Origin of the sequence: Bradyrhizobium barranii subsp. barranii (assembly GCF_017565645.3) — a bacterium.
In the GTDB taxonomy this organism is placed as follows: Bacteria; Pseudomonadota; Alphaproteobacteria; order Rhizobiales; family Xanthobacteraceae; genus Bradyrhizobium; species Bradyrhizobium barranii.
The window spans coordinates 3,839,836-3,859,386 of the sequence record NZ_CP086136.1; the positions used below are offsets into that span (position 1 = coordinate 3,839,836).

Sequence of the window (19,551 nt, forward strand, 5' to 3'; positions counted from 1 at the left end):
AACGCGTCAAAACAAGAATCTAGAGCCCCGTTCCGATTCCATCGGAACGGGAAAGACTCTAGCCAACGCCAGACAAAGAAAGGCCGCCGAAATCGGCGGCCCTTCGTCTTCTCTGATGGTCCCGCTTACTCAGCAGCCTGCTTCTGCGGCGGGGCGAGAGAGGTCCGTTATGCGGGAGCCGGAACCGCCGGATCCTTCACCAGCGCAAAGGCTGCAGCGGCCAAAAGGCAGAGGACCCCGGCGAGAAGAAACGCCGGCACATAAGTCCCTAGCGTATCTCTGCTGACGCCCGCGGCAAATGCCATCAGGCCAACGCCGAGCTGGTGGGCGGCAAAAATCCAGCCGAAGACCACCGGCCCCATCTCCCGCCCAAACGTACCGACCGTCAACTTCACCGTAGGCGGAACAGTCGCGATGAAATCCAGGCCGTAGAGTATCGCGAACGCGCTCATCGCTCCCAACGTTGCGTTGGACTCCACGAGCCAGATCAACGCAAGTCCGCGAAAGCCGTAATAGATCGCCAGCAGCCATCGGTTGTCGTAGCGGTCGGACAGCAATCCCGATCCGATCGTACCGATCAGATCGAACACCCCGATCATGGCGAGCAAACCTGCTGATGTCACGACCGGCAAGCCGAGATCGCCGCAGAATGGCACGAAGTGTGTCGATGTCAGCCCGTAGCTGGATACACCGCAGATGAGGAACGTCAGCGCCAGCACCCAGAACACCAGACGGGTTGATGCCAGGCGCAGGCCCCGGAAACTGATTGCCGCAAAGTTCTGCGCGGGAATTGCGGGCACCGGCGGCATCGCCGTCTCTCCGAGTGGCGCCAGCCCCAATTCCTGGGGGCGGTCCTTCCCGAGCAGCAGAAAGAGGACGAGCGAGACGAGAAGACCGAATCCGGACGGAACAAGCGCGACGCGCCAGCCCCAATTCTCAGCGATCCACGCGCCCAGCGGCATGAAGATCAAAGTGCCGGTTGCGATTGATCCGTTCAGGAGGCCGACCACCAATCCCCGATGGGTCGTGAACCAGCGTACCGAGATGACCGCGGCAAGTTGCAGGGCCGTGAGCCCCGGCGCGATGCCGAGAATAAGCCCGAGGCCGAGCCACATTTCGAACCGGTTCGTCATGACGATCGTCAGCAGCAGTCCGGCCAGCGCCAGCGTTCCGGCGATCGACAGCATCATCCGCGGACCGTAGCGGAGCATCAAGCCGCCGGCGAACGGCGCCGCCAGTCCGAACAGCGCGAAGCGAAGTCCTTGCGATGCAGACAACTCGCTCATGCTGACGCCGATGTCAGAAGCGATCTCCCGCATCAGGACGCTGGGCACGCCGAGCGCCGAGCTTGCAAATAGCGAATAGAGAAATCCCAGTGCAGCCATCACCCAGCCGTAATGGATGTTTCGCGCTGCCGCATGCCGTGCGATGAATTCAGCAAGCATGGCCAAATCCCTTCGATGAAATGAATTTTCTGAAAAAGCCGAAGGCTATGCCGGAGCTCGCCGACGAAACCGGCGGCCTTTTGTCTCGAGATAATCACCTCGATCGTGCTGCGAAGTGCTCGTCGCCGCGCAAAACATTCACTTTTCGGATGATGGCATAATACCCCTGTTTTGCCCGACGTGTCAAAAGAGGTTTCGTGAAATGCGAAATCGTTTAAAGCCAACAGGTTAGCTACTGTGCATGGGGTTGTTTTTCCATTTTTTAGTCACAGCCGCGACCGCACGGTCTTCTGAAGCAAAAAGGGCCGCCCCTTCGGGCGGCCCTTTCGTCTCGTTCAACGTGGTGCGGCTTACTCAGCGGCCTGCTTCTGCGGCGGCTCGAGCGCGCCGGACTTGTGGATGTCGGCGACCTGGTGATCGCTGAAGCCGAGCACGCTGCGCAGGATCTCGTCGGTGTGCTCGCCGAGCAGGGGGGAGCGCTCCACCTCGCTCGGGCTATCCGACAGCTTGATCGGGTTGCCGACCGAGATGTACTTGCCGCGGGTCGGGTGATCGACCTCGACCACGGTGCCGGTGGCGCGCAGCGACTGGTCCTCGGCGATCTCCTTCATCGACAGGATCGGGCCGCAGGGGATGTCGTCCTTGTTGAGGATCTCCATCGCCTCGAACTTGGTCTTGGTCATCGTCCACTGTTCGATGCGGGCGAAGATCTCGTTGAGGCGCGGCAGGCGGACGGCCGGCTTGGCGTAGTTCGGATCGGTCTTCCAGGTGGGCTCGCCGATCACGTCGCAGATCTTCTCCCAGACCGGGGCCTGGGTGATGAAGTAGATGTAGGCGTTGGGATCGGTCTCCCAGCCCTTGCACTTCAGGATGCGGCCGGGCTGACCACCGCCGGAATCGTTGCCGGCGCGCGGCACGGCGTCGCCGAACGGAATGCCTTCGCCGAACTGGCTGTATTCCTTGAGCGGACCATGCGCGAGGCGCTGCTGGTCGCGCAGCTTGACGCGGGCGAGGTTGAGCACGCCGTCCTGCATCGCGGCGGTGACCTTCTGGCCCTTGCCCGAATGCGTGCGCTGATAGAGCGCGGTGACGATGCCGAGCGCCAGGTGCAGGCCGGTGCCGCTGTCGCCGATCTGCGCGCCGGTGACGAGCGGCAGGCCGTCGCGGAAGCCGGTGGTCGAGGCGGCGCCGCCGGTGCACTGCGCGACGTTCTCATAGACCTTGCAGTCTTCGTAGGGGCCAGGGCCAAAGCCCTTGATCGAGGCGACGATCATCTTCGGGTTGATCGCCTGGATCTTCTCCCAGGGGAAGCCCATGCGGTCGAGCACGCCGGGGCCGAAGTTTTCGACCAGCACGTCGCACTTCTTGATCAGCTCGGTGAGGACTTCCTTGCCCTTGGGGTTCTTGGTGTCGAGCGTGATCGAGCGCTTGTTGTGGTTGAGCATGGTGAAATACAGGCTGTCCACGTTCGGGATGTCCTGCAGCTGGCCGCGGGTAATGTCGCCCACGCCCGGACGTTCCACCTTGATCACGTCGGCGCCGAACCATGCCAGCAGCTGCGTGCAGGTCGGTCCGGACTGGACGTGGGTGAAGTCGAGAATGCGAACGCCCTTGAGCGCTTTGGTCATCGTGTTGCTCCGTATACTCTGTCTGCCCCCGCAAACCGCAGGGAATTAAGGGTTGAAGGGGAGGACTTACTTTTTCTTCTGCAGAACGCTCTGCGGATTGAGGTTGCCGATGCGGCCGCTCTCCGAGCCCGCGGCCGGATCGATCACCGCGTTGATGAGCGTCGGCTTGCCCGAGGCCATCGCCTCGTTGACGGCGCGCTTGAGCTCGTCGGGCGAGGTGGCATTCACGCCGACGCCGCCGAAGGCTTCCATCATCTTGTCGTAACGCGCGCCCTTGACGAACACGGTCGTCGCCGGATCGGCGTTGACGCTGTTGACGTCTGTGCCGCGATAGATGCCGTCATTGTTGAAGATGACGATGCAGATCGGCAGGTTGTAGCGGCAGATGGTCTCGACCTCCATGCCGGAGAAGCCGAAGGCCGAGTCGCCTTCCACCGCCAGCACGGGATGGCCGGTCTCGAGCGCAGCCGCGATCGCCTGGCCCATGCCGATGCCCATCACGCCCCAGGTGCCGACGTCGAGGCGCTTGCGCGGCCTGTACATGTCGATGACGCCGCGGGCGAGGTCGAGCGTGTTGGCGCCCTCGTTGACGAGGATCGCCTCCGGGTGATCCTTGATCACGTTCTTCAGCACGCCGAGCGCGCCGTGATAATCCATCGGCGACTTGTTGTTCATGAGCTTCGGCGCCATCTTGGCGACGTTCTCGTCACGCTTGGACACGATGGCCTTGGTCCATTCGGCCGGCGGCGCGGTCCAACCCGTGCTGATCGCCTGATTGAAGGCCGATACGACCGAGCCGATGTCGCCGACCACGGGCGCGACGATCTCGACGTTGGAGTCCATCTCGCGCGGCTCGATGTCGACCTGGATGAACTTCTTCGGGGTCTCGCCCCAGCTCTTGCCCTTGCCGTGCGAGAGCAGCCAGTTCAGCCGGGCGCCGATCAGCAGCACGACGTCGGATTCTTTCAGCACCGTGGAGCGCGCGGCTCCAGCGCATTGCGGATGCGTGTCGGGGAGGAGGCCCTTGGCCATGCTCATCGGCAGGAACGGCACGCCGCTCTTCTCGACGAACGACTTGATCTCCTCGTCGGCCTGCGCGTAGGCCGCGCCCTTGCCGAGGATGATGAGCGGACGCTTCGCCGCCTTGAGCACGTCGAGCGCGCGCTTGATCGAAGCGGGCGAGGGGATTTGCGCGGGCGCGGCGTCGATCACCTTGACCAGTGACTTCTGGCCGGCATCGGCGTTCATCACCTGGCCGAACAGTTTTGCCGGCAGGTCGAGATAGACGCCGCCGGGACGGCCGGAGACGGCGGCACGGATCGCGCGGGCGAGACCGATGCCGATGTCCTGGGCGTGCAGCACGCGATAGGCCGCCTTGCACAGCGGCTTGGCGATCGCGAGCTGGTCCATCTCTTCGTAGTCGCCCTGCTGGAGGTCGACGATCTCGCGCTCGGAGGAGCCCGAGATCAGGATCATCGGGTAGCAGTTGGTGGTGGCGTGCGCGAGCGCGGTGAGACCGTTGAGGAAGCCGGGCGCGGACACCGTGAGGCAGATGCCCGGCTTCTTGGTGAGGTAACCGGCGATGCCTGCGGCGTAACCGGCGTTCTGCTCGTGGCGGAAGGAGATCATACGAATGCCTTCGGCCTGCGCCATGCGGCCCAAATCCGTGATCGGGATGCCCGGCACATTATAGATGGTGTTGATGCCGTTCAGCTTGAGCGCGTCGATGACGAGATGAAAACCATCCGTCAATTCCTGCTCGGTGCCCGGTGCTTCGGACTTGGTCGCGGTATTCAGCATGGGCCTTGTCTCCCTGGTCTCATATGCCGTTTTAGGCTTTGTGGGCGAATGGCTCGCCCTTCTGGTGAACGTTGCTAGGTGAACAGTTCTTGACCGTGCGCTTCGACGTAAGCGGCAAGGCCAAGGGTGTGGTCGCGGGCGCGCTTCTCGGCGAGCTCGGTGTCGCGCGCTTCCAGTGCTTCGATCATGCTGAGATGCTCGGGCAGCGAAGTGGCGGTGCGATCCTTGCGTCCGATGGTGAGCTGGCGGTAGCCGCGCACGTGCAGCAGCAGGTCGTTGGTGAGATCGACCAGCACCGGCGATTCCGACAGCGAGATCAGCGCCTGGTGGAAGGCGATGTTGGCGCGCGAATATTCTTCGACGTGATCCTCGGGCAGGCGGTCCTTGCCGAAATCCTTGAAGTAGTCGCGCAGCGCCGTGATGTCTTTCTTGCGTGCGGTGGTGGTGATCAGGCGGGCCGCCATGCTCTCCAGCGCCGCCCAGGCGCGGATCATGTCGACGATCTCGCTCTTGGTCCTGCGCACCACCATGATGCCGCGGCGCGGAACGGTCTTCACGAAGCCGTCCTGCTCGAGCATCGCGATGGCTTCGCGGATCGGGGTGCGGCTCACACCCAGGCGTTCGGACAGCGCGCGCTCGTCGAGCATCACCGGCTCGGGCGTCGAGTAGATGTCCATCTTGAGGATGGCTTCCTTCAAGGCGTCATACGCCTTGTTCTTGAAGCTGCTCTCCGGGGCAATACGAACGATTGCGATATCTGCCTCGGTCATGTTCGGCAACGCCTTGGTTGGTTTCCGCAGTGACACGACGAATCTCCTCCAGTGGGAGTCGTCTTTTACAGGATTATTAACGGGAAAGTTTTTGGCATACCACATGCCAGAATGTCAAGCTGGCTATTTTTTGCGGCGTTCCAAGTCATGCAGCAGCTTGACAAGTTGGCTTCTGGCATACCAAATGCCATCGCCAGCCATTTTTGATCCAAAGCGACGGAGTAATGTGGGCTTTATGCCACTCCGTTCCGCGACATGGAACAGAGCGCGGCGAATGGCAAGCATCACGGGCAGCCGCTACACGCGCGCGCTTTGAAAGAACGAACTGAGGTCAAGGGAGAAGCCATATGTCCAATTCCAAAGATGCCGTCCGCAAAGTGCTCGACCAGGTCAAGGCGGACAACCGCACCAGCCTGACCGCGCCGGAAGGCAAGCTGGTCTGCGACGCCTACGGCATTCCGGTGCCGAAGGAGGGCGTGGCGAGGTCGGCGGGTGAGGCCGGCAAAATGGCCTCCTCGATGGGCTTCCCGGTGGTGATGAAGATCGTCTCGCCGGACATTCTCCACAAGACCGAAGCCGGCGGCGTCATCGTTGGCCTCAAGACGGCCGAGGATGCCGAGAAGGCCTACGAGACCATTCTCTCCAACGCCAAGAAGTACAAGTCCGATGCCAAGATCGAGGGCGTCCAGGTGCAGCAGATGCTGGCCGGCGGCACCGAAGTCATCGTCGGCTCGATCACCGACGGCTCGTTCGGCAAGCTGGTCGCCTTCGGCCTCGGCGGCGTGCTGGTCGAAGTCTTGAAGGACATCACCTTCCGCCTCGCGCCCGCGACCAAGGAAGACGCGCTCTCGATGCTCGACGGTATCCAGGCGCATGAGATTTTGAAGGGCGTTCGCGGCGGAGAGCCGGTGAACCGTACGGCGCTCGCCGACGTCATCGTCAAGGTTTCGCAGCTCGTCACCGATTTCCCTGAAATCGTCGAGCTCGATCTCAACCCGGTGTTCGCGACGGCCAAGGACGCGATCGCCGCCGACGTGCGTATCGTCGTCGACTTCGCCTATGTGCCCAAGCCGAAGCCGCGCCCGACCGAAGAGATCGTCGCGGCCATGAGCCGCATCATGCAGCCGAAGGCGGTCGCCGTGGTCGGCGCCTCCGCCGAGGACGGCAAGATCGGCAACTCCGTGATGAAGAACCTCATCAACGGCGGCTACAAGGGCGACATCTATCCGATCCACCCCAAGGCCGCCGAGATCCTCGGCTACAAGGCCTACAAGAGCGTCAAGGACGTTCCGGGTGTGATCGACACGGCCGTGTTCGCGATCCCCGCGAAGTTCGTGGCGGCGGCGCTCACCGAATGCGGCGAGAAGAAAATCCCGGGTGCGGTGCTGATTCCGTCGGGCTTCGCTGAAGCCGGCGCGCCGGAGCTTCAGGCCGAGATCGTCGAGGTCGGCAAAAAGTACGACATCCGCCTGATGGGGCCGAACATCTACGGCTTCTACTACACGCCGGCCAATCTCTGCGCGACCTTCTGTACGGCCTATGACGTCAAGGGTCACGCCGCGCTGTCGTCGCAGTCGGGCGGCATCGGCATGGCCATCATCGGCTTCTCGCGCTCGGCCAAGATGGGCGTCTCGGCGATCGTCGGCCTCGGCAACAAGTCGGACATCGACGAGGACGATCTGCTCGCCTTCTTCGAGCAGGATCCGAACACGAACCTGATCGCGCAGCACTGCGAAGACCTCAAGGACGGCCGCGCCTTCGCGGAAGCCGCCAAGCGCGTCTCCAAGAAGAAGCCGGTCATCGTGCTCAAGGCCGGCCGCACCTCGGCCGGCGCAAAGGCGGCCTCGTCGCATACCGGCGCGCTCGCCGGTAACGACAAGATCTACGAGGACGTCCTGGCGCAGTCCGGCGTGATCCGGGCCCGCTCGTTGCGGCAGCTGCTCGAATTCGCCCGTGGCGTGCCGGTGCTGCCGACGCCGAAGGGCGAGAACGTGCTGATCATCACCGGTGCGGGCGGCTCGGGCGTGCTGCTGTCGGACTCCTGCGTCGACAACGGCCTGTCGCTGATGTCGATGCCGCCGGATCTGGATGCGGCCTTCCGCAAGTTCATCCCGCCGTTCGGTGCGGCCGGAAATCCTGTGGATATCACCGGCGGCGAGCCGCCGATCACCTACGTCAACACGGTGAAGCTCGGCCTGTCGGACGAGCGGATCCATTCGCTGATCCTCGGCTACTGGCACACCATCGTCACGCCCCCGATGGTGTTCGCCCGCAACATGGTCGAGGTGAAGAAGGAGATGGAGGCCAAGGGCTTCGTGAAGCCGATCGTCGCCTCGCTCGCCGGCGACGTCGAGGTCGAGGAAGCCGCCGAATATCTCTACCAGAACGGCATCCCGGCCTACGCGTACTCCACCGAGCTGCCGGTCGAGGTGCTCGGCGCCAAGTACAAGTGGGCGCGCGGCGCGGGGCTGCTCTGAGACGACGAAGACGCTTCGGTATGATCCGGAGCGGGTGGTTATTCACCTCTCCCCGCGCGCGGGGAGAGGTCGAATTGCGAAGCAATTCGGGTGAGGGGGACTCTCCACGAGTCTAACTGTCACCGTCCTTGCGGAGACTCCCCCTCACCCTGGCCTTCTCCCCGCAAGCGGGGAGAGGGAAATAAGAACAGGGCGAGGGAGAACGGTCAGGTCGCGATGAGCAAGAACGTGATCCGGCGCAAATCGCTCGAGCCTCGATCGCCATCGGAGGCCGACCACGACGCGCGCGATGGCGGCGTGCAGTCGGTCGACCGCGCGCTGTCGATCCTGGAAACACTGGCCGAAGACGACGAAGGCTATCGCCTCAGCGACCTCGCCGTCCGCACGGGCCTGTCGGCCTCGACCGTGCACCGCCTGCTGGCGACGCTGGAGAGCCGCCGCTTCGTGCAGTTCGACCGCGCCGAATCCAAATGGCATGTCGGCGTGCGCAGCTTCACGGTGGGTGCAAGTTTCGCCCGGCGGCGCAATTTCTCCACGCAGGCGATTCCTTACTTGCGCAAGCTGCGCGATCTCACCCGCGAGACCGCCAACCTCGCCGTCGTCGACGACGAGTTCATCATCGTGCTGACCCGCATGGAGAGCCGCGAGATCATGCGCTCGCTGACCCAGGTCGGCGGTCGCGTCGCCATGGTGACGTCAGGCGTCGGCAAGGCAGTGCTCGCGACTTATTCGGACGAGGACGTCGGCGCGGTCATCCGCCATCACGGCATGCCCCGCCTGACCGAGAAGTCGATCGTGCGGCCGGGCGATCTGTTCAAGGAGCTCGAGAAGATCCGCAAGCAGGGTTTTGCGCTCGACGATGAAGAAGCCTGTATGGGCCTGCGCTGTATTGCCGCAGTGGTCTACAACGACTGCGCCGAGCCGCTCGCGGCGATTTCCGTCTCGGGCATGACCAGCCGCCTGACCGACGACAGATTGCCGGAAATCGGCCAAATCGTGCGCGAAGTCGCCGGCGAATTGACCGTCGCGCTCGGCGGGGTGATGCCGAAGTCTGGCTAACAAGGAACCGGGCCTGTCGCTGCCCGTTTTGGCTGATATGCGACTAAATGACACAATGCGGCAACCGATCAACGACGTCCGCACGAGCCCGGAGAATACCCTCATGTTTCAATTTCCCGCGCGCCTTGTCGGCGCAGCCGTCGCGTTGACCCTTGCGGCAGCCACGCCGGCCTTCGCCCAGCCGCTGGAGCTCAAGCTGATGGCGCCGGCGGCCCCGGGCGGGGGCTGGGACCAGACCGCGCGCTCGATGCAGCAGGCGCTGGTTGCCGCGGGCGTCGCGCGCAGCGTGCAGGTCACCAACGTTCCCGGCGCCGGCGGCAGCATCGGCATCGCGCAGTTCGTCAACGGCGCCAAGGGCGATGGCAACCAGCTGATGGTCAACGGCTTCGTCATGGTGGGCGCGCTCGCCATGAACAAATCGCCGGTCACGCTCGAGCAGGTGACGCCGATCGCGCGCCTCACCGAGGAAATCCAGGTGATCGTTGTGCCGGCGAATTCGCCTATCAAGACCGCGCAGGATCTCGCCGCCGCGGTGAAAGCCGACATCGCCAAGGTGACCTTCGCCGGCGGCTCGGCCGGCGGCGTCGACCATGTCATGGCGGCGCTGTTCGCGGGCGCCGTCGGCGCCGATGCGAAGAAGATCAACTACATCCCGTTCTCCGGCGGTGGCGAATCGCTGGCGGCAATCCTCGGCGGCAAGGTCACCGCGGGCATTTCGGGGCTGAGCGAATATGAAGGGCAGATCAAATCCGGCAAGCTGCGCGCGATCGGCGTGACCTCGGAGAAGCGCATCGCCGGGAGCGACATCCCGACCTTTAGGGAGCAAGGCATCGACCTCGTGATCGCCAATTGGCGTTCGGTGGTCGCGCCTCCCGGCATCACGCCGGAGCAGCGCAAGACGCTGAGCGATGCGGTCGAGAAGATGGTGAAGTCGGACGCCTGGAAGGAGATCCTCAAGCAGAAGGGCTGGGAGGATGCCTATCTCGGGGGCGACGCCTTCGCCGACTTCCTGAAGAAGGAAACCGTGCGCGTCACCGACGTGCTGAAATCGGTCGGCCTGGTCAAGTCATGACCTCAGGCGATCCCGCCCAGCCGCGGCGCGTCGATCGCGCCGGCATCGTCATCGCTGTATTGCTCGCAGGCCTCGCCGCGGTGCTGGTCTGGGACGCGCGCGGGCTGCAATCCACTGCGATGTACGGGATGGGACCGGAGGCAATGCCGGTCGTGGTCGCCACCGGCCTTGCGCTGCTCGCGATCGGCAATTTCATCGACGCGCTGCGCGGCAATCTGCCGGCGCGCGAGAGCGCCGATCCCGTGCCTGTGATTCTGATCCTGGTTGGCCTCGCGCTCCTCATTGCCATCATCGGCTTCGGCGGCGGCTTCATCCTGGCGACGTCGGCGCTGTTCGTGACGACGTCGGCGGCGTTTGGGCGGCGTGCCATCGTCGTCGACAGCATCATCGCCCTCGTGATGTCCACCCTCATCTATCTCGCGTTCGACCGGCTGTTGACGCTGAGCCTTCCGACCGGTCCGCTGGAGCGACTGCTGTGATGGACACCTTTGCCGCGCTGGCCCACGGCATGGCGGTCGCCGTCCAGCCGATGAACCTGCTTTACGCGCTGATCGGCGTGTTCCTTGGCACGGCCGTGGGCGTGCTGCCGGGCATCGGCCCGGCGCTGACGGTCGCGCTGCTGCTGCCGGTGACCTACAAGCTCGACCCCGGCGGCTCGCTGATCATGTTCGCCGGCATCTACTATGGCGGCATGTATGGCGGATCGACCACCGCGATCCTGATCAACACGCCCGGCGAGAGTGCCTCGATGGCAACCGCGCTCGAAGGCAACAAGATGGCCAAGGCCGGCCGCGGCGGGCCGGCGCTTGCGACATCCGCGATCGGCTCCTTCGTCGCCGGCACCATCGCCACCATCGGGCTCGCGTTCCTCGCGCCGTGGCTGGTCGATTTCGCGGTGCGCTTTGGCCCCGAGGATTACTTCGCGCTGATGTGCGTCGCCTTCGTCACGGTGTCGGCAACCTTCGGCGATTCCCCGGTCCGCGGCCTGACCAGCCTCTTCATCGGCCTGACGCAGGGCCTCGTCGGCATCGACAAGCTGACGGGTCAGGCGCGGCTTGCGTTCGGCGTCCCCGAGCTGCTCGACGGCGTCGAGGTGACGACGCTCGCGGTCGGCCTGTTCGCGGTCGGCGAGGCGCTCTACGTCGCATCGCGCCGCCACCACACCGAGGAAAAGCTCGAGCCGGTGCGCGGCTCGCTGTGGATGACCAAGGAAGACTGGAAGCGCTCGTGGAAGCCGTGGCTGCGCGGCACCATGTTCGGCTTCCCGATCGGCGCGCTGCCCGCGGGCGGCGCGGAGATTCCGACCTTTCTGTCCTATTCCACCGAGAAGCGGCTCACAAAACATCCGGAAGAATTTGGCAAGGGCGCGATCGAAGGCGTCGCGGGACCGGAGGCCGCCAACAACGCCTCCGCCGCCGGCACGCTGGTGCCGCTGCTGACGCTGGGATTGCCGACCTCGGCGACGGCCGCGATGATGCTGGCGGGGTTCCAGCAGTACGGCCTCAACCCGGGGCCGCTCCTGTTTGCCGAGCGGCCTGACCTCGTGTGGGGCCTGATCGCCAGTCTCTTCATCGCCAATTGCATGTTGCTGGTGCTCAATCTGCCGCTGGTCGGCCTGTGGGTGCGGTTGCTCGCGATCTTGCAGCCCTGGCTCTATGCCGGCATTCTCGTGTTCGCGACCATGGGCACCATCGCCGCAAAGCCGTCGGTCGTCGAATTGTCGATGCTGGCCGGCTTCGGTGTGCTCGGTTTCCTGATGCGCCGGTTCGACTTTCCGATCGCGCCCGTCGTCGTCGGCCTGATCCTCGGTCCGATCGCCGAGAGCCAGCTGCGCCGCGCGCTTGCGATCAGCCTCGGCGATCCCATGACGCTGCTCCAGAGCCCGATCTCGGCGACGCTGCTCGGCATTGCGCTGGTTGCGCTGCTGGCCCCGTTCGTGCTGAAGGGGATGGGGCGCTTCAAGGCGAACGAGGACTAGCCGTCCCGGCGCGCGCGTCCTCTAATGCTGCGTCCAGCTCGTTGAGGAAACGCCATGCCGTCGGAACTTCGCTCGCCCCGTCTCGCCGTCCTGATCGATGCCGACAACGCCTCAGCGAAGATCGCAGATGGGCTGTTCGAGGAGATTGCCAAGATCGGCGAGGCCAGCGTCCGCCGCATCTATGGCGACTTCTCCAATGCACGGTCCAGGGGCTGGGCCGACATCCTGTCCAAACACGCCATCATCCCACAGCAGCAATTCGCCTATACGACGGGAAAGAATGCCTCCGACATAACCCTGGTCATCGACGCGATGGACCTGCTTCACAGCGGCCGGTTCGACGGCTTCTGCCTGGTCTCGTCCGACAGCGACTTTACCCGTCTGGCCGCCCGCATCCGTGAGCAGGGCGTCGACGTGTTCGGGTTCGGCGAGCAGAAGACGCCGGAAAGCTTCAGGCAGGCCTGCCGAAGGTTCGTCTACACCGAGAACCTGCTCTCCGTCCCGGCGACCACCCAGGATGCCGCCTCAAGATCGACGTCGCTTCAGCCGCCCGATGCAGCCACGCCCATCATCAAGAAGGTCATCACCCAGATGGAGAGCGAAGACGGCTGGGTCGCGCTCGGCGAAGTCGGCCGGCAGCTCGCCAATCTGGCCTCCGATTTCGATCCGAGAACGTTCGGGTTCCGCAAGCTGAGTGACCTCGTGCGCAAGACGAATTCGTTCGAGATTGATGAGCCAAAGGGCCGGTCGATGCGAATTCGGGTCAAGCCCGCTGCTGCAGCACCGCCGAGAAGGCGGAACCCGCGCAGGCCTGCAAGGGCGGGGGCGACGGGCAGTTCGGCGCCTAAGGCGTAAGCAGGGCCTGCCGTTATATTTGCGCTTGCCCGGTTTGGCGCGGGGCGTAACCATCGCGCGGCCGTAACGCCACGCGAGGGTCCCGATGACTAGACTTACCCGCTTCGCCGTCGCACCGCTGCATTCGATGACCCGGCGTCTGGCCGATGTCGCCTCCGCGCGCGTCGCACCGGATCTCGTGGTCACGGGGGCCCGGGTGCTTTCGACCTATTCGGAGCGCATCCATCCCGGTCGGGAGGTCTGGATCACCGGTGGCCGCGTCGCAGCGGTGAAACCGGCTGGGACGGCGAAGAAGGTCTGGGGCGGGGTGCCGCTTTACGACGCCGCCGGCGGCATCATCGCGCCGGGGCTGGTCGATCCGCACATCCACATCGAATCCTCCATGGTGACGGCCTGCGCCTATGCCGAGGCTGCGCTCCTCAACGGCACCACCACGATCTTCTGCGACAGCCACGAGATCGGCAACGTCATGGATGTCGCAGGTGTCGAGGCGATGCTGGAGGACGCGCGCGAAGCGCCGCTCTCGATCTTTTTGACGGTGCCGAGCACGGTGCCGGCCACGTCGGCGGAACTGGAGACCGCGGGCGGCGACCTCACGCCGGACAAGATCGCCGGCCTGTTCGACCGCTGGCCCGAAGCGGTCGCGCTCGGCGAGAAGATGGATTTCGTGCCTGTCACGATGGGCGACGAGCGCAGCCATGCCATCCTTGCCGCTGCCTTGAAGCGGGGACGGCCGGTGTCCGGACATGTTTACGGCCGTGAATTCGTCGCGGCCTATGCGGCGTCCGGAGTCACCGACACCCATGAGGCGATCGATCGCGATATCGCCGACGATCTGCTCGACGCCGGCGTCTGGGTGTTCCTGCGCGGCGGTCCGCCGACCACGCCCTGGCATTCGCTGCCGCAGGCGATCCGCACCATCACCGAGCTCGGGGCGTCGCACAAACGTACGGCGGTGTGCACCGACGACCGTGATGCCGACGATCTTCTGCTGTTCGGTCTTGACTGGGTGGTGCGCGAGGCCGTGAAGGCCGGCATGTCGCCCGAGCAGGCCTGGTCGATGGGCTCACTGCATGGCGCGACGCGCTTCGGCATGGAAGGCGACATCGGCGGGCTCGGCGGCGGCCGCCGCGCCGATCTCGTGCTGATGGACGATCAGCTCAGACCGCAATGCACCTGGTATGGCGGCGAGCTGGTGGTCGAGCACGGCAAGATCACAGAGCTGCTCGATCAGGCGCTGTCGCAACGCTATCAATATCCGAAGGCGGCCTATGCGACGGTGAAGCTTCCGGAGAAGGTCAAGCTGACGCCGGAATTGCCGGCGAAGGCGTGTACCGTCAATGCCATCAAGACCGCGCTGCCGGGCATTACGCTGATCCATGAGAAGGTCGCGATCGAGCCGGCCAAGGATTGGCCGTCGCTGTTTGAGCGCTACGGCCTGTGCTTCGTCACGGTGGTCGAGCGCCACGGCAAGTCGGCCGGCAATGTGGCTTACGGCCTGCTGAAGGATTTCGGCCTGAAGCGCGGGGCGGTCGCCTCCAGCGTCGGGCACGACAGCCATAACATCATCGTCGCAGGCACCAACGAGGGCGACATGCAGGCGGCGATATCGGCCATCAAGGCGGAGCAGGGCGGCGTTTGCGTCGTCGCCGACGGCAAGGTGAGGGCGCTGGTCCCGCTGCCGATCGCCGGCCTTCTCTCCGACAAACGGGTTACCGAGGTCGCCGAAGCGGTCAAGGTGCTGAAGAAGGAATGGGCCGAAGCCGGCTGCACCATCCCCTACATGGGCTTCAATTTGATTCCACTATCGGTCATTCCGGAAATTCGCATCACCGACAAGGGCCTCGTGCTGGTGCCGCAGATGGAGCTCGCGCCACTGTTCGAGTGAGCGGCTTTCACGCCGATGTCAATCTAACCGCTTGAGACCGCCGCGTTTTTTCCGCGGCTGCCGCATCGTGGAAAATAAAATCGATCTCGTTGAGATCGCATCTTGCACGCCTGATGATCGCGCTCGCTGACGCAACCAAGCGAGGTCCGATATGGCGAAGATGCGAGCCGTCGATGCTGCCGTGCGAATTCTGGAGAAGGAAGGCATCTCGACTGCCTTCGGCGTTCCCGGGGCCGCGATCAATCCGCTGTACTCGGCGCTGAAGAAGCGCGGGTCGATCCGCCACATTCTCGCGCGCCATGTCGAGGGCGCCTCGCATATGGCCGAGGGCTATACGCGGGCGAAGGCCGGCAATATCGGCGTCTGCATCGGCACGTCGGGTCCGGCCGGCACCGACATGATCACCGGGCTCTATTCGGCGATCGCCGATTCCATTCCGATCCTCTGCATCACCGGGCAGGCGCCGCGCGCACGGCTCTACAAGGAGGACTTCCAGGCCGTCGACATCGAGTCGATCGCAAAGCCCGTGACCAAATGGGCTGTGACCGTGCGCGAGCCGGCGCTGGTGCCGCGTGTGTTCAGCCAGGCCTTTCACATCATGCGCTCGGGCCGGCCGGGTCCGGTGCTGATCGACATGCCGCTCGACGTGCAGCTCGCCGAGATCGAGTTCGACGACGAGACCTATGAGCCGCTGTCAGTCTACAAGCCCACCGCGACGCGCAAGCAGGTCGAGAAGGCGCTGGAGATGCTCAACGCCGCCGAGCGGCCGCTGATCGTCGCCGGTGGCGGTATCATCAACGCCGACGCCTCGGACCTGCTGGTGGAATTCGCCGAGATCGCCAACGTGCCGGTCGTGCCGACGCTGATGGCGTGGGGTGCGATCCCCGACGACCACGTGCTGATGGCCGGCATGGTCGGCCTGCAGACCAGCCACCGCTATGGCAATGCGACCATGCTGGAATCCGACTTCGTGCTCGGCATCGGCAACCGCTGGGCCAATCGCCACACCGGCTCGGTCGAGACCTACACCAAGGGCCGCACCTTCGTGCATGTCGACATCGAGCCGACCCAGATCGGGCGCGTGTTCAATCCGGATCTCGGCATCGTCTCGGACGCCAAGGCCGCGCTCGAGCTCTTCGTCACCGTCGCCAGGGAGTGGCGCCGGTCAGGCAGGCTCCGCGAGCGCCAGGCGTGGCCCGCGGCCTGCCGCGATCGCAAGAAGACGATGCTGCGCAAGAGCCATTTCGACAACGTCCCGATCAAGCCGCAGCGCGTCTATGAGGAGATGAACAAGGCCTTCGGCCGCGACACCACCTATGTCACCGTGATCGGCTTGTCGCAGATCGCCGGCGCGCAGTTCTTGGGCGTCTACAAGCCGCGCAACTGGATCAATGCCGGGCAAGCCGGCCCGCTCGGCTGGACGCTGCCTGCCGCGCTCGGGGTGCGTGCGGCATGCCCGGATCGCGAGATCGTCGCGCTATCAGGCGATTACGACTTCCAGTTCCTGATCGAGGAGCTCGCGGTCGGCGCGCAGTTCAATCTGCCCTACATCCACGTCGTCGTGAACAATTCCTATCTCGGCCTGATCCGCCAGGCCCAGCGCGGCTTCGACATGGATTACCACGTCCAGCTCTCCTTCGAGAACGTCAACGCACCGGAGCTCGGTGGCTACGGCGTCGACCACGTCGCGGTCGCCGAAGGCCTGGGCTGCAAGGCAATCCGCGTCACTGATCCCAAGGATACGCAGGCGGCGTTCGCGACCGCGCGTGAATTGATGGCGAAGCACCGCGTGCCTGTCGTGGTCGAGTTCATTCTCGAACGCGTCACCAACATCGCGATGGGCACGGAGATCGACAACATCGTCGAGTTCGAGGAGGTGCTGGATCTGCCGCTCGACGAGGTCGGGACCAAGCGGCCCGGCGTGCTGCAGCCGGCGGAATAGGGGAGAGCATCATGCCGAAATTTGCCGCCAACCTCACCATGCTCTTCAACGAGATGCCGTTTCCCGATCGCTTCGCTGCGGCGAAAGCGGCGGGCTTCTCCGGGGTCGAGTATCTCTTCCCGTATGATTTCGACAAGGCGTTGCTGCGCGAGCAGCTCGAGGCTCACGGGCTGACGCAGGTGCTGCACAACCTTCCAGCGGGAAACTGGGCAGCGGGCGAGCGCGGCATCGCGATCCTGCCCGATCGCGTCAGTGAATTTCGCGACGGCGTGTTCCGGGCCATCGACTATGCCAAGGCGCTCGATTGCGAGCAGCTCAATTGCCTCGTCGGCATCGCGCCCGCCGACGCCGACCCGCGCGAGCTCAACGAAACGCTGGTCGGCAACCTTCGCTTTGCCGCCTCGACGCTGGCGCGCGAGAACATCAAGCTCCTGGTCGAGCCGATCAACACGCTCGACATTCCCGGCTTCTACCTCAACGGCACCGAGCAGGCGGTGCAGCTGATCTCCGAGGTGCGGTCGAACAATCTGTTCATCCAGTACGACATCTACCACATGCAGATCATGGAGGGCGATCTCGCCCGGACCATGCAGGAATATCTCCCCCAAATCGCCCATATCCAGCTCGCCGACAATCCCGGTCGGCACGAGCCCGGTACCGGCGAGATCAACTACCCCTTCTTGTTCCGCCACCTCGACGCGATCGGCTATCGCGGCTGGATCGGCTGCGAATACAAGCCGCGCACCACGACGCTGGAAGGCCTGTCCTGGCATGCCGCGCAGACATTTGAGACCTGAGGAAACGTAGACATGATCGACATCGGCTTCATCGGACTTGGCACCATGGGACGGCCGATGGCCGGCCACCTTCTGGCCGCGGGCCATCGCGTGCTGCTCCACGACGTTGCGCCCGTGTCGCCCGAGCTGATCGCGGCGGGCGGCATCGCCTGCAAGTCAGCCAAGGAAGTCGCGGAGGAGGCGGATGCGGTCATCATCATGGTGCCTGACACCCCGCATGTGGAGGCGGTGCTGTTCGGCAAGGACGGCGTCGCGAGCGGCATCTCCAAGGGCAAGATCGTCGTCGACATGAGCTCGATCTCGCCGCTGGCGACCAAGGAATTCGCCAAGAAGATCGAGGCGCTGGGCGCGGACTATCTCGACGCGCCGGTGTCGGGCGGCGAGGTCGGGGCCAAGGCCGCGACCCTCACCATCATGGTCGGCGGCCCGGAGCGGGCCTTTGGCACCATGAAGCCGATCTTCGACAAGATGGGCAAGAACGTCACGCATGTCGGCGCCAATGGCGATGGCCAGACGACGAAGGTTGCCAACCAGATCATCGTCGCGCTGACGATCGAGGCGGTGAGCGAAGCGCTGCTGTTCGCATCCAAAGCCGGTGCAAACCCCGCGCTGGTACGCAAGGCGCTGATGGGCGGGTTTGCATCGTCGCGGATTCTCGAAGTGCATGGCGAGCGCATGGTGAAGCGCAATTTCGAGCCGGGTTTCCGCATCGAGCTGCAACAGAAGGACCTCAACCTCGCGCTCGAAGGTGCGCGCGCGCTCGGCCTGTCGCTGCCGAGCACCGCATTGGCGCAGCAATTGTTCTCGTCCTGCGCCGCGCATGGCGGCAAGGCCTGGGATCATTCCGCGATGGTGCGGGCACTGGAACTGATGGCGGGACACGAGATCGCCGCGGCATAAGTGTTACGCAGTAACATTCTCCAGATTTGGCCTGTCTTTCGTCGTGCGGGAACCGGAACAATGGTCCGACCCCGCGGTTGAAGGCGCAGAACAATCACTGGAGAGTGTGGACATGAAGACCCGTCTTGCGATTTCGCTGGCTGCCGTGTCGCTGCTGGCGTCGAGTGCAGCCTTTGCCCAGTCGACGACCGAACAGGGCGCCAGGGACGGCGCGCGTGCGGGTGGCGACATCGGTGGACCGATCGGCGCGATGGTCGGCGGCACCGTCGGTGCGGCCGTCGGCGCCGGCCTCGAAATTCCGAATGCCGTGCTCGGCGGAATCCCGCGCGACGATTCCGTCGTGATCCACGAGCGCGTCGTCGTCGGCGAGCCGCTGCCCCCGACCGTGGTGCTGCGCCCCGTGCCGAACTACACCGAGTATCGCTACGCGGTCGTGAACGATCGCCGCGTCATCGTCGAACCGCGCACGCGCCGCGTCGTCAAGATCATCGACTGATCGGTCAGAGCGTGAAGGCTTTGAACAGCCGGGCCCTGCGGAGCGTCACTCCGCGGGGCCTTAGTTCGTCAGGGCCGAACTGGCGCGGAGGCGTGCCATGATCCAATCGGCGACGGCGGCAAGCGCAAAGCCGATGCAGGCGGTGCCGGCATCGACCAAGAAATCGTCCAGCCGTGCATGCCGTCCCGGTGCCCAGAACTGCATCAGCTCGAGCACGCCGATCAGGACCACCGCGAAGGCCGCGACGGCCCAGCGGCGATTCCGGTAGGCGAGGCCGAAGGCCAGTCCCACCAGGATGAAGGCGAGGGCGTGCTCGCCGTCCTGGCCGAGATCGGAATGGGGCCGCAGGCCGGGCGGGCCGAGGGTTGCGAAAGTGACGGCGGCCGCGAGCAGCCAGGCAAAAAAGCGAATAAAAATGGGCATCCGGTGCCGATAGCACGGATT

16 protein-coding genes are annotated in these 19,551 nt (G+C 64.5%); 11 read left to right on the top strand and 5 right to left on the bottom strand.

Features of this window, described 5'->3' with window-relative positions:
- Positions 1-167 precede the first annotated feature (167 nt).
- The 4 genes from J4G43_RS18205 to J4G43_RS18220 all read right to left on the bottom strand — a co-directional run bounded on the left by J4G43_RS18205 (position 168) and on the right by J4G43_RS18220 (position 5,643).
- The gene (locus J4G43_RS18205) at positions 168-1,445 is read right to left on the bottom strand and encodes an MFS transporter (protein ID WP_208085817.1); all 1,278 of its coding nucleotides are present in this window, start codon (positions 1,443-1,445) and stop codon (positions 168-170) included.
- A 350-nt stretch (positions 1,446-1,795) separates the two neighbouring features.
- Positions 1,796-3,073 (bottom strand): formyl-CoA transferase, encoded by a 1,278-nt coding sequence (gene frc / locus J4G43_RS18210; protein ID WP_063984521.1) that lies wholly within the window; start codon positions 3,071-3,073, stop codon positions 1,796-1,798.
- Positions 3,074-3,139: 66 nt separating this feature from the next.
- A complete protein-coding gene (gene oxc / locus J4G43_RS18215) occupies positions 3,140-4,873 on the bottom strand; it encodes an oxalyl-CoA decarboxylase (RefSeq protein WP_071915548.1) in 1,734 nt (577 codons plus the stop codon).
- A gap of 74 nt (positions 4,874-4,947) precedes the next feature.
- The gene (locus tag J4G43_RS18220) at positions 4,948-5,643 is read right to left on the bottom strand and encodes a GntR family transcriptional regulator (RefSeq protein ID WP_166105920.1); all 696 of its coding nucleotides are present in this window, start codon (positions 5,641-5,643) and stop codon (positions 4,948-4,950) included.
- Between the two features lie 347 nt (positions 5,644-5,990).
- Here J4G43_RS18220 and J4G43_RS18225 point away from each other — a divergent pair, with 347 nt between their 5' ends.
- The 11 genes from J4G43_RS18225 (at position 5,991) to J4G43_RS18275 (ending at position 19,107) form a co-directional block, all read left to right on the top strand.
- Positions 5,991-8,120: an acetate--CoA ligase family protein gene (locus J4G43_RS18225; protein ID WP_071915547.1), complete on the top strand. Its 2,130-nt coding sequence runs from the start codon at positions 5,991-5,993 to the stop codon at positions 8,118-8,120.
- Positions 8,121-8,336: 216 nt separating this feature from the next.
- The gene (locus J4G43_RS18230; protein ID WP_038956279.1) at positions 8,337-9,179 is read left to right on the top strand and encodes an IclR family transcriptional regulator; all 843 of its coding nucleotides are present in this window, start codon (positions 8,337-8,339) and stop codon (positions 9,177-9,179) included.
- A 103-nt stretch (positions 9,180-9,282) separates the two neighbouring features.
- Complete coding sequence (locus J4G43_RS18235; RefSeq protein ID WP_208085818.1) at positions 9,283-10,251, top strand: Bug family tripartite tricarboxylate transporter substrate binding protein; 969 nt, start codon at positions 9,283-9,285, stop codon at positions 10,249-10,251.
- Positions 10,248-10,730: a tripartite tricarboxylate transporter TctB family protein gene (locus tag J4G43_RS18240; protein ID WP_208085819.1), complete on the top strand. Its 483-nt coding sequence runs from the start codon at positions 10,248-10,250 to the stop codon at positions 10,728-10,730. Before J4G43_RS18235 ends, J4G43_RS18240 begins: the two co-directional genes overlap by 4 nt.
- On the top strand, positions 10,730-12,229 hold the full coding sequence (locus J4G43_RS18245; protein WP_208085820.1) for a tripartite tricarboxylate transporter permease: 1,500 nt from the start codon (positions 10,730-10,732) through the stop codon (positions 12,227-12,229). The genes J4G43_RS18240 and J4G43_RS18245 overlap by 1 nt, the downstream gene beginning before the upstream one ends.
- 54 nt (positions 12,230-12,283) lie before the next feature.
- Positions 12,284-13,084, top strand: a complete 801-nt coding sequence (locus J4G43_RS18250; protein WP_208085821.1) for an NYN domain-containing protein — start codon at positions 12,284-12,286, stop codon at positions 13,082-13,084.
- An 85-nt stretch (positions 13,085-13,169) separates the two neighbouring features.
- Positions 13,170-14,972: an adenine deaminase C-terminal domain-containing protein gene (locus tag J4G43_RS18255; protein WP_208085822.1), complete on the top strand. Its 1,803-nt coding sequence runs from the start codon at positions 13,170-13,172 to the stop codon at positions 14,970-14,972.
- Positions 14,973-15,123: 151 nt separating this feature from the next.
- Positions 15,124-16,914, top strand: a complete 1,791-nt coding sequence (gcl, locus tag J4G43_RS18260; RefSeq protein WP_208085823.1) for a glyoxylate carboligase — start codon at positions 15,124-15,126, stop codon at positions 16,912-16,914.
- A gap of 11 nt (positions 16,915-16,925) precedes the next feature.
- Positions 16,926-17,711, top strand: coding sequence for a hydroxypyruvate isomerase (gene hyi, locus J4G43_RS18265; protein WP_063984512.1), 786 nt, complete (start codon positions 16,926-16,928; stop codon positions 17,709-17,711).
- 12 nt (positions 17,712-17,723) lie between these two features.
- Positions 17,724-18,611, top strand: a complete 888-nt coding sequence (locus J4G43_RS18270; RefSeq protein WP_208085824.1) for a 2-hydroxy-3-oxopropionate reductase — start codon at positions 17,724-17,726, stop codon at positions 18,609-18,611.
- Positions 18,612-18,723: 112 nt separating this feature from the next.
- Positions 18,724-19,107 (top strand): DUF1236 domain-containing protein, encoded by a 384-nt coding sequence (locus J4G43_RS18275; protein ID WP_014496647.1) that lies wholly within the window; start codon positions 18,724-18,726, stop codon positions 19,105-19,107.
- A gap of 60 nt (positions 19,108-19,167) precedes the next feature.
- Here J4G43_RS18275 and J4G43_RS18280 read toward each other — a convergent pair whose 3' ends face one another.
- The gene (locus J4G43_RS18280) at positions 19,168-19,530 is read right to left on the bottom strand and encodes a VanZ family protein (RefSeq protein ID WP_208085825.1); all 363 of its coding nucleotides are present in this window, start codon (positions 19,528-19,530) and stop codon (positions 19,168-19,170) included.
- Positions 19,531-19,551: the final 21 nt, after the last annotated feature.